The 16329-nt window shown below is 36.0% G+C and carries 16 protein-coding genes and 1 tRNA gene; 9 read left to right on the plus strand and 8 right to left on the minus strand.

Annotated features, from left to right (window positions below; genetic code table 11):
• Nucleotides 1–59: 59 nt before the first annotated feature.
• Entirely contained in the window at nucleotides 60–605 is a 546-nt protein-coding gene (locus C9914_RS03455) for an NADH peroxidase (RefSeq protein WP_022264322.1), read from the minus strand.
• A 55-nt stretch (nucleotides 606–660) separates the two neighbouring features.
• The gene (locus tag C9914_RS03460) at nucleotides 661–1065 is read right to left on the minus strand and encodes a Fur family transcriptional regulator (RefSeq protein WP_022264321.1); all 405 of its coding nucleotides are present in this window, start codon (nucleotides 1063–1065) and stop codon (nucleotides 661–663) included.
• 176 nt (nucleotides 1066–1241) lie between these two features.
• Between C9914_RS03460 and C9914_RS03465 the strand changes: the two genes are divergently transcribed.
• Nucleotides 1242–2114 carry a polysaccharide deacetylase family protein gene (locus tag C9914_RS03465; protein WP_106763412.1) on the plus strand — a complete coding sequence of 291 codons (873 nt, stop codon included), beginning with the start codon at nucleotides 1242–1244 and terminating at the stop codon, nucleotides 2112–2114.
• A gap of 56 nt (nucleotides 2115–2170) precedes the next feature.
• On the plus strand, nucleotides 2171–2911 hold the full coding sequence (locus C9914_RS03470; protein WP_022264319.1) for an N-acetylmuramoyl-L-alanine amidase: 741 nt from the start codon (nucleotides 2171–2173) through the stop codon (nucleotides 2909–2911).
• Nucleotides 2912–3308: 397 nt separating this feature from the next.
• On the opposite strand, the gene C9914_RS03475 is transcribed toward C9914_RS03470, so the two are convergent.
• Genes C9914_RS03475 through C9914_RS03490 form a run of 4 tightly spaced genes read right to left on the minus strand, consistent with a single transcriptional unit; the run spans nucleotide 3309 to nucleotide 8703 of the window.
• Nucleotides 3309–3953, minus strand: a complete 645-nt coding sequence (locus C9914_RS03475) for a hypothetical protein (RefSeq protein WP_106763414.1) — start codon at nucleotides 3951–3953, stop codon at nucleotides 3309–3311.
• Nucleotides 3954–3990: 37 nt separating this feature from the next.
• The gene (locus C9914_RS03480) at nucleotides 3991–6339 is read right to left on the minus strand and encodes a class B sortase (protein ID WP_106763416.1); all 2349 of its coding nucleotides are present in this window, start codon (nucleotides 6337–6339) and stop codon (nucleotides 3991–3993) included.
• A 37-nt stretch (nucleotides 6340–6376) separates the two neighbouring features.
• The gene (thiI, locus tag C9914_RS03485; protein WP_106763417.1) at nucleotides 6377–7549 is read right to left on the minus strand and encodes a tRNA uracil 4-sulfurtransferase ThiI; all 1173 of its coding nucleotides are present in this window, start codon (nucleotides 7547–7549) and stop codon (nucleotides 6377–6379) included.
• A gap of 14 nt (nucleotides 7550–7563) precedes the next feature.
• Nucleotides 7564–8703, minus strand: coding sequence for a cysteine desulfurase family protein (locus C9914_RS03490; protein ID WP_106763419.1), 1140 nt, complete (start codon nucleotides 8701–8703; stop codon nucleotides 7564–7566).
• Between the two features lie 230 nt (nucleotides 8704–8933).
• Between C9914_RS03490 and spoVAC the strand changes: the two genes are divergently transcribed.
• The 6 genes from spoVAC to C9914_RS03520 all read left to right on the plus strand — a co-directional run bounded on the left by spoVAC (nucleotide 8934) and on the right by C9914_RS03520 (nucleotide 12277).
• The gene (spoVAC, locus tag C9914_RS03495; RefSeq protein ID WP_106763421.1) at nucleotides 8934–9380 is read left to right on the plus strand and encodes a stage V sporulation protein AC; all 447 of its coding nucleotides are present in this window, start codon (nucleotides 8934–8936) and stop codon (nucleotides 9378–9380) included.
• A gap of 138 nt (nucleotides 9381–9518) precedes the next feature.
• Complete coding sequence (locus C9914_RS03500; protein ID WP_106763423.1) at nucleotides 9519–10184, plus strand: flavin reductase; 666 nt, start codon at nucleotides 9519–9521, stop codon at nucleotides 10182–10184.
• A 217-nt stretch (nucleotides 10185–10401) separates the two neighbouring features.
• Nucleotides 10402–10638, plus strand: coding sequence for a hypothetical protein (locus C9914_RS03505; protein WP_106763425.1), 237 nt, complete (start codon nucleotides 10402–10404; stop codon nucleotides 10636–10638).
• Nucleotides 10639–10786: 148 nt separating this feature from the next.
• The gene (locus C9914_RS03510) at nucleotides 10787–11254 is read left to right on the plus strand and encodes a YbjN domain-containing protein (protein WP_106763427.1); all 468 of its coding nucleotides are present in this window, start codon (nucleotides 10787–10789) and stop codon (nucleotides 11252–11254) included.
• A 106-nt stretch (nucleotides 11255–11360) separates the two neighbouring features.
• Nucleotides 11361–11663 (plus strand): hypothetical protein, encoded by a 303-nt coding sequence (locus C9914_RS03515; protein ID WP_022264310.1) that lies wholly within the window; start codon nucleotides 11361–11363, stop codon nucleotides 11661–11663.
• A 2-nt stretch (nucleotides 11664–11665) separates the two neighbouring features.
• Nucleotides 11666–12277, plus strand: coding sequence for a zinc metalloprotease (locus tag C9914_RS03520; protein ID WP_106763428.1), 612 nt, complete (start codon nucleotides 11666–11668; stop codon nucleotides 12275–12277).
• 56 nt (nucleotides 12278–12333) lie between these two features.
• Here the strand turns inward: C9914_RS03520 and C9914_RS03525 are convergent, their stop codons facing one another.
• The gene (locus C9914_RS03525; RefSeq protein WP_106763430.1) at nucleotides 12334–13500 is read right to left on the minus strand and encodes an FprA family A-type flavoprotein; all 1167 of its coding nucleotides are present in this window, start codon (nucleotides 13498–13500) and stop codon (nucleotides 12334–12336) included.
• Between the two features lie 181 nt (nucleotides 13501–13681).
• Here C9914_RS03525 and C9914_RS03530 point away from each other — a divergent pair.
• Nucleotides 13682–13758: transfer RNA gene (locus tag C9914_RS03530), tRNA-Ile, on the plus strand.
• A 125-nt stretch (nucleotides 13759–13883) separates the two neighbouring features.
• Here the strand turns inward: C9914_RS03530 and C9914_RS03535 are convergent.
• A complete protein-coding gene (locus C9914_RS03535; RefSeq protein ID WP_106763431.1) occupies nucleotides 13884–16037 on the minus strand; it encodes a peptidoglycan-binding protein in 2154 nt (717 codons plus the stop codon).
• Between the last annotated feature and the right edge of the window lie 292 nt (nucleotides 16038–16329).

A 16329-nucleotide genomic window follows, 5' to 3' on the forward strand; every position in this document is an offset into this window, starting at 1 on the left:
AAAGTCATAAAAAATGGGTTGACACAATATGTGCCAACCCAAATTAGTTTAATATTAAATTATTCGCCGAAATATCTCTTGAGAAGTCCTGCAAAACCTGCACCGTGTCTTGCTTCGTCCTTAGCCATCTCGTGAACTGTATCGTGGATAGCATCAAGGTTTTGAGCCTTAGCAAGCTTAGCAAGCTCAAATTTTCCTGCACAAGCACCAGCCTCAGCGTCTACACGCATTTCAAGGTTTTTCTTTGTGCTGTCTGTTACAACTTCACCGAGAAGCTCTGCAAACTTTGCTGCGTGTTCTGCTTCTTCAAAAGCATATCTCTTGAAAGCTTCTGCGATTTCAGGATAGCCCTCTCTGTCAGCAACTCTTGACATTGCAAGATACATACCAACCTCTGAGCATTCGCCGTTAAAGTTAGCAACGAGGTCATCATAAATAACCTTGTCTACGCCCTTAGCACAGCCAACCTCGTGAACTGTTGCATAAGAAGCCTCGCCCTTAACCTCTTTAAACTTTTCCTTAGGTGCTTTACATACTGGGCATTGCTCTGGAGCCTCATCACCTGTGTAAACATAACCGCATACCTGACATACAAACTTTTTCATATTAAATTACCTCCAATTGTATAATTTGTTTTTATATCCTTCTGGATAATGAACGCTAATTTTCTTGACCTTCTATGCACAAATCACATTTCCCGTAAAAAGCAAGGTCGTGACTTTCTACTTTTACACCAAGCTCTTTCTGAACAAGCTCATCAAGATTGCTTATATGCACAGCAAAGTTTCTGCTGACATCAATTATTCTTCCACATTCAGTACATATAAAATGCGAATGTTCACGAACATTTCCGTCAAAGCGTTCACAGCCCTTAACTACCCCCAGAGAAATAATTTTCCCCTCATTCCTTAGCATAACCAGATTACGATAAACTGTTCCAAGACTAATATTTGGAAAATCAGCCCGAACCTTATTATAAATCCATTCTGCGTCAGGGTGAGTTGTTGTTGAGCATATTGCACTATATATAGCTTCACGCTTGGCACTATAATTTGTACGATTCATAACCAGACCTCTGAAAAGTGATAATCATTACTGATTTCTTTTATAATATAGCATATAAATTTCAATTTGTAAAGTCTTTTTCGTAAATTTTTCTAATTTTTTTATTTACCAAAAAATCATAATAGTTTTTTCCTTTGAATATACTTTTAACAACATAGCCAAGGAGCGTATATCCTATGTTTATATCATTAAGATTAAAGCATTTGATTTTGCCAGCTGTTCTTGCAATTTGCATTATAAGTGCAATAACTATATGTATTTTTGCTGGTTCAAAACCAACAAGTCTTGAAGCATCTACATCATCTGCCAAAGAAATCAAATTGCCCATACTTATGTATCACGGCATAAGAAAAGATAACTCTGCACAGAACAAATATGTAATATCCCCCGATGAATTTGAATCCGACCTAAAATATATAAAAGAAAATGGCTATGAAACAATCGTTGTTGCCGATTTGCTTGAATATTTTGATAATGGCAAAGCCCTTCCTGAAAAGCCAATTATGATAACTTTCGATGATGGTTGCCTTAATAACTATACCTATGCTTTTCCATTATTAAAAAAATATAATGCAAAAATGATTCTTTCTCCTATTGGAAAGTGTATTGATGAATACAGCAAAAATGGTGATAAAAACCCAGCCTATGCACAAGCCGATTGGAATACGCTTCGTGAAATGTCAGATTCAGGTTTGGTAGAAATCCAAAACCATACATATAATATGCACGCATCAATAGGCAGAATTGGAGCAAGCCAAAAAATTGGCGAATCCGATGAAGAATATCGGAAAAATCTTTCAGAAGATTTGAAAAAATTTAACGAAAGAATGAAAGCTGAATTAAACATAACTCCAACAGCTTTTACCTATCCATATGGTGCAATTTCTAAAAATTCTCCAGATATAATCAAGGAATTAGGCTTTCGAGCAAGCTTTGACTGTTCAGAAAAACTTAATCATATAAAAAGTGAAGCCGATTTGCACGAATTGCATCGTTTTATACGACCACATAATAAAAGCTCTGCTGAAATCCTCTCAAAAATAGAATAATAAACATTTCAGGATAATATTTATATTATAGTCTATAAGATTAAAGGAGAGATTTTATGCCAAGTGTTTTTCTAAGTCCGTCACTTCAAGAATACAATCCCTATGTAAATGGCGGAAACGAAGAATATTATATGAATTTAATTGCCGATGAAATGGTTCCTATTCTCACATCAAGTGGGATAGAGGTGGGCAGAAATAGTCCCGAACAAACTCTTTCTCAGGCTATTGCACAATCTAATGCAGGAAACTATAATCTTCATCTTGCCATACATTCAAATGCCGCTCCTCCATCAAACGCTGGCAATGTCAAAGGAGCTGACATATATTACTCAGCAGCAAGTAGTCAAGGAACCCGAGCCGCAACAATCTTTGCAAATAACTATAAGTTAATTTATCCATATCCTGAACTTGTAAAAACAATTCCTACAACATCACTTGCAGAAATTGTTCGAACGAAAGCACCTGCTATTCTTATTGAAGTAGGCTATCATGATAATCCGGAAGAGGCACAATGGATTCGTGATAACATTTCCGCCATAGCCGAAAATTTATCCACATCAGTAACTGATTTTCTCGGTGTAATTGAAGAAGAGCCAAGCGTTCCCCGTCAAGGCAGAGTTACAACGCAAAACACTGCTCTAAATATAAGAAATCAACCATCAATCAATGCTCAAGTTATCGGTCAGGCACCTCGTGGTGCAATTCTTACAATTTTAGGCACAGATGGCCCGTGGTATCTCATAAACTACAATGGACTTCAAGGCTATGTAAATAGCAATTTTGTAACGCTGATATAATAAATTAAAATTTTCGCTCATAGTAGATTAGACTTTTCATGCGTCTGACGAAACTGCCAATGAATTAACAAACTTCCGTAAGACACTTAAAAGTTTCGCTTGAGCCTTTTTAAAGGCTCATAGGTCAAGGGCAACGCCCTTGTCGCTCTCCGCAGAGAGCGAAATACTTTATACTCCATAAAGCGCAGGAGGGTAGAAAAACATTCCAGTGGAATGTTTTTCGTAGGGAACCCTCGCAGGGGGTTCCCTGAAATTCCAATTTTAGCGAAAATCTTGAATTTAATATTTTTTAAGATTATTAGCTATCACAATAAAATATTTTCTTCCTAATAGACCCATTTCCTATAAGAAAAGAGGTAAAGCCTGAAATAGACTTTACCTCTTTCCTGTATATTAATTAAACATTTGTTGAATATGGAATGAAATAGTAAATAGCTGCAACAGCTGTGGCAGCTATAGCAAGAACCGCTCCCAATGCAATCAACACCCCAATAATAACCTTTGCTCTACGGCTACGCTTATAAAGCTTAGGTTTAGGCGGAGCAGAAATCAATCTTACCCTTTGAACCCCCGAAAGGCTTTCATCAAGATTTTGCATAATGTCATCTACATTATTTGTTTCTTCTTTAGGTGTTTTCAAAGAATATGTTATTGCCAAATCTGATATAATTCCATTTTTTAATATATTAGAAACCTCATCAGGTTCATCAGGCAAAATAACAATAGTCTGACCTATTGCCCTAATAATATATCCACTGTTTTTCTCCCCGTCAACACGCTTAGAAAATACATTAGAATCATTAGTCACAAGAATCTTAGAAAGGATCTTATCTGTACTATCATAACCATTATTAAGACCACCAATAACAAATATAAGCTGGCTTTTCTTCAACTTTTTCGCAAGTGCATTAGCAAGTTCAGATGTAGTAGTTGCCGCCTCACCTGCCGAATGTGAAAGTCCCATCTGAGAAAGGTTCTTATCAAGAACACGCTCTACCTCAGCAGTTCTTCCTGCGGTGTAATATATAAGTTCGTAATCCATAATAAATCTCTCCGTTACTCTATATTAGGCTGCCTCTTTATGCGGTCTGCTCTTCTGGATGTGTCGTTTCTTCCATACTTGATTCTGGCTCAGGCTCTATACTTAATTCGGGTTCCTTACTCGATTCAGGCTCACTGCTGCTTGGCTCTGGTTTACTGCTTGGTTCAGGCTTACTGCTGCTTGGCTCTGGTTTACTGCTGCTTGGCTTTGGCTTACTGCTTTCTTGTGCTTTAAGCTTTTTAATAGCTGCATTACCCTTTTCAATCATATTATCAAGCTTGCTATTTCTATCTTTTGCACTTGATATAAGCTTTTCCAAACCATCAATAATACTTTGGATTTTTTTCTTATAATCCTCTGCACTTTTCTTTAAGGTTGCCGCCTCAGTTTTTATAGTTTTATATGTAGAATATTTCAAAGCAGCATTTACATATTCTATTACACCATCACATTGCCTATCAATAGCATCTTTCCATTTGCTCATATCAGTAGCTATAACTTGATTATTCAGAGCTTTTGCATTGTTCATATCTTTAATAAGACTATTTATTGCACTCTCAGACTTGGCCTTAGGGATACCCTTGCTTGCATTATTATATGCAGTAGCTGATGCCTCTTTTGCAGAATTTGCCAATAATTTTATATCAGAATACACTTCATTGGCAATATTATAATTTTCTTTTGCTACATCAAGATATGAATTTGCACTTTCAAGCTCAGCCTTTGCACTTTTAAGCTTGCTTGCTTTTTCAGCAGCCTTCGAGGCTTCTTCCTCTTTCTTCTTTTGTTCTTCTGCCTTCTTAGTGGCTTCCTTTTGAGCTTCTGATGCACTCCACTTTTTCTTATGAGGATTATTATACCAAGTAATCTGCTTTGCAGCAAGAGCCTCCTCAAAGCTTGTCAAAACAGGCTTCTTGCCACCATATGCCTCATACCAGCAATCTGGATAAACAGGGTTAGATGCCATCTTAGCTGTTGATGTATCTACCTTTGCTGTTTCACCCTCACGAACACGCCTTGCAACAACAACAAACCTGAACTGGTCGAAATCATATGCACAGGTTGAAAGAGTTACAAGTGTATCGTCTTCATTAACATCAACAGGGCAATCTATAATAGACCTTGCACGAACCTGATATATATAGTTCATAAAATCAGATTCCGTTTCAAAAGTTCCTCTCAGATAATTGAAAAACTCACCCTGACTTTCGAGTGTATTAGTCTTATATATAGAAATAATTTTCCACTTTGCCTTTTCGTATATAGTATTAAATGTAAAGGCAGGATTTTCCTTATAGAAATTAATATCCTGATAGTAAAGTAAATTTGCAAACATTCTTCCGTCATTCATATGATGTCCATGTAGAATAAGATTCTTTGCATCGAGTGGACTTCTGTAATCAAGGAAGATTGTTCCGTAATCGCTGTAATTTCCGTAGAAATCACGCTTCAAATAGTATTCTGGCTGTTCAGGGTCTTGTGACTGGCAAACAACATAGTCAATCTGTGTATTAGGAATCTTAATCCAACCAACAGTATCCTTATTTTCGTTAAGAAGCTTTTCAAAGTCTGGTAAAATTTCACTTTCACCTATGACAATTTTCTTTCGCTTTGGTGCAACAGCATTATAATCATCGTCATCGCTATCACCGCCACCAGTGGCCTCTGTTAATAAGTCCTTAACTTCGCTTTTAGTTTTATCTGCAACCGCAGGCTTAATAACAAGCTCATTAAAGAGCAATGTACCTGAAACCAAAAATGTCGCAATAGCAAGCATAAGAATAGATTTTCTTACAATCTCAAGTGGCTTATCTCCTTTTATTGGAATAAAGTTTTTCCACCATGCTCTCTTTTGATTATTTTTTATGCAAGAATTATATATAGCACCATAAAGTAAATCTGAAAATTCAACATCTGCTGATTCTGCCTTTGGAAGAATTATCATCTTAACTCCATTTTTACCGCCTACTCTTGCAGAATAAACATTTACATTTTTCTTTTCAGCTTCAGAACTATTCTTTTCTGAATGACTGCCTATTTCAATTTCTTTATCATTATCTTTTGCCTCAGATGTAGATATATCAAATTCAACAGAAATTTTTCTTACATCTTTTTTCTTAACTCCAAAGACTGCAAAAAAATCCTCTGCATTTTGCCTTGTGCTTTCTTCAATAGCATCAGCTACAATTACAACATCTATACCCTCATCATCAGTAAGCGAAAGCTTTAAAGCTTCTTTCAAACTGCTCTCGCTATTATCAACAGCAGTTTTATAAAGAACACAGACATTATGTTCAGCAAGAACCTTCATCTGTCTGTTAAAATCCTCTGTTCCACAGGCTGACGAAGCATTTCCACCTCTTAAAAGATAAATTTCAGCATTCATTTTTAGAACTCCTTTCAGCCACAACAAATCTCAACTATCAGAAAGAAATCTCTGTAACTTTTACATTCTTAACAGCCTCATCAATCAATTCATCAACAGGAAGCTTATTTTGTGCCTCTACAACATACTTAAGTACAGGCTTAGTTCTTGGGTGCTTTGGTGTAAATACCGTACAGCAATCTTCAAACGGCTCTATTGAAATATCGAAAGTATCAATCTTTCTCGAAATCTCAATGATTTCTTCCTTATCCATACCTATAAGCGGTCTGAAAACAGGAAGTCTGCAAGCCTCATCAGTACAGCCTATTGCACCAATAGTCTGGCTTGCTACCTGACCAAGACTTTCACCTGTAATCAAAGCACCGCAGTTTTTCTCTCTTGCAATCCTCTCAGAAATCTGCATCATAAATCTACGCATTATTATAGTGAAAAGTTCCTCAGGACAATTATCTTTGATTTGTTCCTGAATCTTAGTAAACGGAACTGTATACATCTGCATACGGCCACTATATTCAGATACCTTTTTAAGTAGTCTTACAACCTTATCTTCTGCTCTTTCGCTTGTATATGGAGGGCTTGCAAAATGAACAGCTGTAAGTGAAAGACCTCTCTTAGCCATAGTCCAAGCCGCAACCGGAGAATCTATACCACCAGAAATAAGTATAACCGCATTTCCGCCTGTTCCGACAGGTATTCCGCCAGCACCCTTTTTAGCTGCTCCACGAATAAACGCCGCATAATCACGAACTTCTACTGTCACAACCAAATCAGGATTATGTACATCAACTATCAGATGTGGAAATTCCTCTGCAAGAAAACCGCCAACCTCTCGACTTATTTCAGGTGATGTCAAAGGGAATTTCTTATCCGAGCGCTTAGATTCAACCTTAAAGGAATTTATCTCGTTAAGTGTTTCAGCAAGATATTCCTTAGCACAGCTAAGAATAGATTCCATATTCTTTTCAGCGATACAAGCTCTTGAATATGTCGCTATACCAAAGATTTTAGATATACATTCCTCAATCTCATCAAAATCAACATTATCTTTATATGGTGTTACAGCTATTGTAGATTGTGCAATTTTAACTTCGCAAGGAGTTATGCAATTAACTCTGCGTTTAATATTTTTTATGAGAACATCTTCAAAGCTTCTTCTGTTAAGACCTTTTAAAGCTATTTCTCCAACCTTAATAAGTATTGTTTCTTTCATAAAATACCCCTTATTTATCTTGATTTTGCGAGATTTTTCATTCCCTCAGCAAGTTTTTCTGCAAATATATCAATATCACCTTTTGTATTAAACTTTGAAAAACTGATTCTTATAGCAGAATCTATCCTTTCAGGAGATAAACCCATTGCCGTCAATACATGGCTTTTTTTGCCCTTAGCACAAGCTGAACCACTTGAAACATATATTCCGCTCTCAGCGAGATAATGCAACATTGTTTCCGAGCGAACTCCAACGGCTGATATATTCAATATATACGGCAAAACTCCGTCCGGAGAATTTATATATACATTCGGAATTTCTAAAACCTTTTCTTTACAATACTCCCAAAGCTCTGAAATCCTTTCGTGCTGTTCGTCAATATTTGGTAAAACCTTTACAGCCTCAGCAAAGGCACAAATCAAAGGAAGTGATTCTGTACCAGGACGAATTTTTCTTTCCTGCTCTCCACCATAGTGTAAAGGGACAATTCTTGCACCTTTTCTAATATATAAAGCTCCCACACCTTTCGGACCATGTATCTTATGTGAGCTTATAGACATCAAATCAACGCCAAGCTTTTGAGGCTTCAAATTAACCTTTCCAAAAGCCTGAACAGCGTCACAATGAAATAAAGCAGGCGAACCGCTCTTGCTTATTATATTGCTGACCAATTTTATAGGTTGGATAATACCTGTTTCATTATTAACCGCCATAACGCTGACTAAAATTGTATCAGAATTTATAGCATTAATAAATTTTTCTTTTGGAATAACACCAGATTCATCAGGCTCAAGGAATATAACCTCATAACCGTCCTTTTTAAGCTTTTCGGCAGCTTCTACAACCGAAGAATGTTCTATTGCCGTTGTAACGATTCTGTTTCCTCTGCGTTTAAGTGCATTAACTGCTCCAAAAACAGCTGTATTATTGCTCTCTGTTCCACCTGAGGTAAAGAAAATCTCTGTTGGCGAAACGCTGAGAGAACCTGCAATAACATCTCTTGCCGCCTCAAGCTCCTTAGCCGCCTCAAAGCCAAGTGTATGAAGTGACGAAGGATTTCCATATTTTTCAGTCATAATATAGTAGGCTTTCTTAGCGGCCTCCTCACAGACAACTGTTGTTGCACTATTATCAAGATAAACAATTTTACTCAATTAAAATACCACCAAATATATTCAATTAAATTTCTATTTTATATCAAATAAAAGTATATTTCAGCATACAATCAATTTAATCTTAAAAATTTTAAATACACCACTCAAAGCGTACATTTTATTATACTACATTTTTTTGCGAATATAAAGAGCTTTTTCGGGGAAAATATAGGTTATAAAGGCTATTTGTTGAATAACACTAACATTCTTTTTGAGAGGAGTATCTTTCTATGAGGGTTACTAAAACTGAATATTCAAGTATGACCGATAAAGCATCCAAAAATAGTTCATTGCTCAAGGATTGTATCTGTGCTTTTCTGGTCGGCGGTGCTATATGCACCATAGGACACAGCCTATTTTTAATGTATCGAAGTTTTGGCTTGCAAGAAATTGATTCCCGAGCCGCAACAAGCTCAACACTGATTTTCCTCGGTGCATTTCTCACTGTTATCGGAGTATATGATGACCTTGCAAAATTTGCAGGTGCAGGTAGTATAGTTCCTATTACAGGCTTTTCTAATGCTGTTGTTTCACCGGCAATAGAATTTAAAAGCGAGGGTTATGTTCTCGGCTTAGGTGCGAAAATGTTTATAATCGCAGGTCCTGTAATAGTTTATGGCACAGTTGCGTCTGTAATCTATGGCATAATTCTTTGTATAATAAAGCTATTTCAATAGATTTTGGAAAATGCAAACATTATGATGAATTTTGTCTGTAATTATATACAAAACTTCTTGTAATAAAGAAGGTTTTGTGGTAAAATATGTAATGTATAAAATTTTATCACCTTTATTACTAAGGAGTTGAGCATTTTTATGAATAATAGAATACTCCAATCACTTTCCTATGGATTATATGCTGTCGGAGTAAAAGGAGAAAAATATCCGACCGCTTGTATAGTAAATACTGTCTTTCAGATTACATCATCTCCAATGATGGTTGCTATAAGCATAAATCACGCAAATTATACCAATGAATGTATCAAAAAGCAGGGTGAATTTACTGTTTCTGTTCTTTCAGAGAATACCTCAGGTGCAATAATTGGTGCTTTAGGCTTTAATTCTGGTCGTGAAAGCAATAAGCTTCAAAATGTCCGCCATAAAATTTTGCGTGAGGGTGCTCCTGTAGTTCAGGAAAATATATGCTGTTGGTTCTTATGCAAGGTTCGTGATTCTATTGAAACAACAACACATACTATCTTCATTGGCGAGCTTACCGCAGGCAGTGAAAAAATCACCGGAACACCTATGACATACAAATTCTATCACGATGTTATAAAAGGAAAATCTCCAAAATATGCACCAACCTATGTTCCTGATAATGAGCCTGCTGGAGATGTTTATACCTGCAAGATATGCAAGTATGAATATGACAATTCTCTTATTCCTTTTGAAGAGCTTCCTGATGATTGGACTTGCCCTATCTGTGGTGCTCCAAAAGATGTTTTTATCAAAAAGAATAATGAAACTACTGAAGAATAAGCAATTTGCCGTTTACAAAATCTTGTAGACGGCATTTTTCTTACTATATGTGTATTTTATCACTAAGTATGTTGTATGTCAAGTATACTTGTCATAATTTCAGATAAACTTTACATTTTATTCTTAATTTCTTCTACGAATACTCTCTTATTTTGGGGGAATTATATATTATGCGGAATGAAACCGCTAATCCCTTTAGGAATATCGGAGGAAAATTATGGACAAAAGAAAGAAACAAATCGAGATTGAAAAAAAGAAAAAAATTAAGCAACTACCAGGAGTTCCGTTTGACCCTCTTGATAATGATTTTCCCAAAAATCACCAAATAATTTTACCAGGGACTTTTCAAAGCACAGGTGGAACATTTGGTGGTCTTGGCTACAATGTTATCAATAACCCATATTGTGGTCAAACAGAAAATCCAGATAAAAATGATGACTACATCTATTATTGACAAAATTTGAATTTAATAAACTGTATAATAAGGGCTGGCTAATAAGCTTGCCCTTTTTTCATTTCTTGACTTTTATAATGCTTAATGATAAAATATAGGGTAACATTTTATGAAATTTTAATATTATATTACAGAGGTGAACTTATCTATGTCTTCTTTAAATGAAATTAAATCAGCTATAGAAAAATACCTTAGAGATGATGAATGGCATTATACTCTCGATAAAGAAAATAATGTAATTCGTTGTGGTGTCAACCTTAGTAATCGTCTGCAAGAATGTAAAATCATCATAGATATTCGTGAAGATAAATATATGGTATATGGACTAATCAATCTTAATTGTGATGAACCTAATAAAAATCAAATGGCAAAACTTCTTGCAATGATTAACTATGGCTTAATTTTCGGAAACTTTGAAATTGATTATTCTGATGGAGAGGTTCGCTATAAAACCGCCACAAACTGCAAAAATTGCATACCACCAAAAGAAGTTATTGAAGATAGCATAATGATTCCGGCATATATGTTCAATAAATTTGGTGATGCAATTATCGAGGTTATGTTTGGCATAAAGGACGCACAAGAAGCATTTGATGATATTCCAGACAATGATTAAAATTACATATCCGCCAAAACTCACCGCTTAAGGCTGTGAGTTTTTATTTTTTCTCATTTTTATTACTTCAATAGCATATTTATATATAAATGGACGAGGTGATGAAATGACAGAATATTCCGATAAACAAGAATTATATGATGAATATGAAGAACTTCCCACCGAGGAAGAATCCATTCAAGAAAAGAAAATTGTAATTGGTAAACAACTGTTAATTATAATTCAATTAATAATCTGTGGCATTGCTCTGCTTTTTATGCTTGTAATCAAGCTAATAGGTGGTGATTTCTGCAATGGAATAATCAACTGGTATGAAAAAAATTACTATGATTCTATATACATAAGCGGTGAAAATAATAATCTCTCAATCTTCGGAGCAAGCAATAATTCCTCCGAAAATAGTAAATAGCTATGAGAATTAAGCTTGGAAATCTCTCTATAATAGTAAGTATCCCACTATGCTGTGTAATGACAGCAATAATACTTCTTGATAGTTCACAAACTGTAATGCTTGGTTGTTTTTCTGCCCTTATGCACGAATCAGGTCATTTATTTTTTATGTGGCATTTCAATTCATTTCCGAAAGAAATTAAGATAAGCCTTTTTGATATTGCTATAATTGACCACAAAAAATTTAATCGTCCTCTTCATCAAGAGCTTTTAATCACTCTCGGTGGAGTTATGATAAATTTAATTTTCGGTTCAGTATGTTTTATACTTTATCTTATTTTCAAATATAATTTTCTGATTGTTCTTTCAGGAGCTAATATTCTTTTACTTATATATAATCTTCTGCCAATAGATACTCTTGATGGTGGTCAGGCATTATATTTAATCCTCTCATCAAAGCTATCAGAAAAAGCTACCGAACGAACTATGCTTATATTATCTCTTGTAATATTATTCCCATGTACAGTACTTGGCTTTTTGTTATTACTTCAATCAAAATATAATTTCACATTACTTTTAACAAGCCTTTATCTGATAGCCGTAATTCTCCTCAAAAAAACTAAAATATATTAATTAAAGCCACAATTCAATTATGAACTGTGGCTTTTTGAATTCAAGAAAATTTTCTACTATGCTTTTATAATATCATCTGCGAGAGTTTCAAGGGCTGTAAGTGTTTCTGGCTTTACTGTTGACTTGATTGTAACAATATTATCTAAAACTGTAAGGTTCTTCATTGTTTCAAGTATACCCTTCATTGTACGAGCTGCAGACGGTGCCCATGAACCATTTTCGATTATCGCAATTGTACGATTCTGATAGTTCTTAGCTTTTAAGTGGAGCAAGAAATCCTGCATAACTGGGAATACCCCGCCGTCATATGATGCTGAGGCAAGGACAAGCTTATTATATCTGAATGCGTCTTCGACATTTTCTGCCATATCACTGCGTGAAAGGTCTGAAACTGTAACCTTAACTGCACCCTTTTCTCTTAGCATCTCTGCAAATTGTTTTGCTGCTGCAGCTGTATTACCATGAATTGAAGCATAGGCAACAAAGATGCCTTCATCTTCTGGCTTATAACTACTCCAAATATCATACTTGTTGATATAATATCCAAGATTCTCTTTAAGGATAGGTCCATGAAGTGGGCATATCATTTGAATATCAAGTGCTGCTGCCTTCTTGAGGAGAGCCTGAACCTGAAAACCATACTTACCGACAATATTAAAGTAATAGCGTCTTGCCTCACAAGTCCAATCTTCATCAGTGCTTAATGCACCAAATTTTCCAAAACCATCAGCTGAGAAAAGAACTTTCTCACTCTCTTCATATGTGACCATAACCTCTGGCCAATGAACCATAGGTGCCATAATAAACTTGAGTGTATGAGAACCAATATTAAGAGCGTCACCCTCTTTTACTACTACCTTTCTATCCTCAAGGTCAATATCAAAAAACTGAGGAATCATTGCAAAGGTTTTGACATTTCCGACAAGCTTCATTTCTGGATATTTGTCTGCAAGAATTTTTAAGCTTGCTGCGTGGTCTGGCTCTAAGTGTTGAACAACAAGATAATCTGGCTTTTTACCATCAAGGACTTTTTCGAGATTTTCAAGCCATTCATCTGTTTTGCGTTTATCAATGGTATCCATAACAGTAATCTTATCATCAAGAATAACATATGAATTATAGGATATGCCATTAGGAACTACATACTGACTCTCGAAAAGGTCTATATCGAGGTCATCTGCACCAATATATCTGATGGAGTCTGAAACTGTAATATTTGACATTATAAATTCCTCCAATTTTAAGAATTATTACTAAATATATAATAGCATATTTAGTGATGTAATAAAAGCTATAAAATAAAATTTATTTATTTTTTTCAATTTCGGAAAAATTTTCTTGACAAATTAGGCTTTAAGTGATATAATAATTCTTGCTTGATTGGAAGCATTATCAACTGAATAAGGGGCATTAGCTCAGTTGGTTAGAGCAACCGGCTCATAACCGGTCGGTCCGGGGTTCGAGTCCCTGATGCCCCACCAAAAAATCCGAATGTTATTTTAACATTCGGATTTTTTGATTTCTTTTTTAGAAAATTTATATATAACAAAAGACGGCTGATTTTTAACAATCAGTCGTCTTTTGTGTTGAAAGGTGTGTATTTTAATTAGAACTTTCTGATGTTGTCGTTAGCGTGTCTTTGTGCAACTGCTTTTTTCATAGCTTTTGTCATACGCTTTTTAGACCTTACCATTGCGGCTACAACAGAAACGCTAAGAACAAGAATCAAACCAAGAAGAATATAGAGCATATTCCTTACATTAGAAAGGTGGTTATCACTCTGTTCTTTCTCTAATGAAAGCTTCTCTGTCTTAGATGTTGCAAGTCCTGACATTGCTTCGTTTGCAACTGACGCAGTATCTGTAATGATACCCTGTGCGTTCTCTGAGCCTTGTCTTGCAATGCTCTTTGTGATGCTGTTACGAACTGTATCATCAGCAACACCGTTTGCTTCGAGTTTATTCTCTTTCTGATAATCCTGAACTGCTGTTTCAAGCTCATCGTTAAATTCGCCTGTTATAGACCCTTCATAATAACCAAGCTTTGTGAGGTCACCTTCAAGTGACTTAACATCGCTGCCGTTATAACCTACTTGAAGATTATCATAATCTTCTGACTTAACAGCCTTATCAGAATAAAGTACCTTTAATTCTTCAGCAGAAAGTGAATTGCTTACTTCAAGACCTGCATTCTTCTGATATGCGTTGACCGCCTTTAATGTAGCATCATCAAATATGCCTGTTGGCTCATCTGTTGTATATCTTAGTGCCTTGAGTCTTTCTTGAAGCTTTGTAACAGCACTTCCACTCATACCATAGATAACTGCACCAGCATTTGGATTTTCAACAGCACTGCCACTAAAGAGTACGAGTTGGCTATTGAAATCTGCTTCGCCTGTTGCCTCTATTTCATTAGCACTCTGGAAAAGCTGCATTGCAATTACTGTATTTCCATCAAACTTGCCTTCTTCATATTCACCTGCTGTGAGGTATGAAAGAGCAACAAGCTTATCTTGAATATCCTTAATGCCTGTCTGTTCCTCATCATAATCGCCACTCTTATAGCTATTATACTTTACTGGAGCTGAATCAGCAAAAATAGCATTCCATGTAGCTTCGTCAACATTACCTGTTACTTCAATTCCTGCTTTTGCCTGGAAATCTTTAACAGCAGCAGTAGTTGCTTCACCATAGTAACCTGTTACTTCATATGTATAATAACCAAGCTTTGCGAGAGTTTGCTGAATTTCTGTTATCTTTGCATCAGCAATAGTTTCGTCCATGTTGCCCTCTGTAAGTGTTACAAACTTAGGCTTTTCAGGTTCTTTGCTTACTTCTGACTCCTCTTTGCTTGATTCCTCAACGCTTGATTCTGGCTCAGATACTTCTTCGCTTGATTCCTCGTAGCTTGGTTCTGGCTCAGGTTCTTCGCTTGATTCCTCGTAGCTTGGCTCTGGCTCAGGTTCTTCGCTTGATTCCTCGTAGCTTGGCTCTGGCTCAGGTTCTTCGCTTGATTCCTCGTAGCTTGGTTCTGGCTCAGGTTCTGTGCTTGATTCCTCGTAGCTTGGTTCTGGCTCAGGTTCTGTGCTTGATTCTGGCTTACTTGGTGCTGGGGCTGCTGTTGCTGTGCTGTAATCTGTCTGTGAATAAGCACTTGAAGGAGGTGCAATATTTGAAACACCATTAGCATCGAAATAATATGTCACACCATCGAGTGTTCTTGATGTATTAACAATATACTGACCATTTTCATAGTAGAAAGAATCGCCATCAAACAATACCCAGCCTGTTGTAGGATAAGAAACTCCTGCAACCTTGAACCATTCAACCCATGGCTTTGAATATACATCGTGATAAACAACGCCCGAATTTTCATCTCTTGCATCAATAGCTGTGCCACTTCCGATATAGATACCTACATGGTATGGCTGGTGAAGTCCAAGACCATGTATTCTTGGAATACCATCAGCTACATAGCCCCATTCTGATGATGAGCCTAAAAGGTCTGTTCTGTTGCCACCTACACCGTTATAAGTAATGAATAAGCCAGAGCAATCAACTGCCCCATAGCTTGCTCCGCCCCAAACATATGACCAATGCTCGTTATATGCTTGAAGTGCGTGTGCTGAAAGACCAACACCTGTACTATCAGAAGCTGATGTTGTAAGTACACCAGTTGTAGCAACTGAAAGAATAAGTGCTGCTGCAATTGCAACAGAAACAATTTTCTTAGTTACTGATTTTCCTAAACTTCTTTTCATCGAAAAACTCCTTTTATAATGTCTGCTTGCCAAAAAGGCATTTTTCGCTATTGTTCGTGGCGAATTCCACGAACCACAATACATATGCGAAATTATAAATTTGTAAAAGTAATTACAAATTGGTAACATAATAACATTATTTTCCGTAAAAATCAAGCCTTTTTCGAGCATACAAGCAATTTATATGCAAATTTGGGCAAAATAAACAAAATAAATTTTTAGATAATTTAGATTTCTAATGTCAAAAATCGCTCTTTCTTAATATAGAGTTTGCAGGTACTTTTAAATTATG

Origin of the sequence: Pseudoruminococcus massiliensis (genome assembly GCF_900291955.1) — a bacterium.
GTDB classification, from domain to species: domain Bacteria; phylum Bacillota; class Clostridia; order Oscillospirales; family Acutalibacteraceae; genus Pseudoruminococcus; species Pseudoruminococcus massiliensis.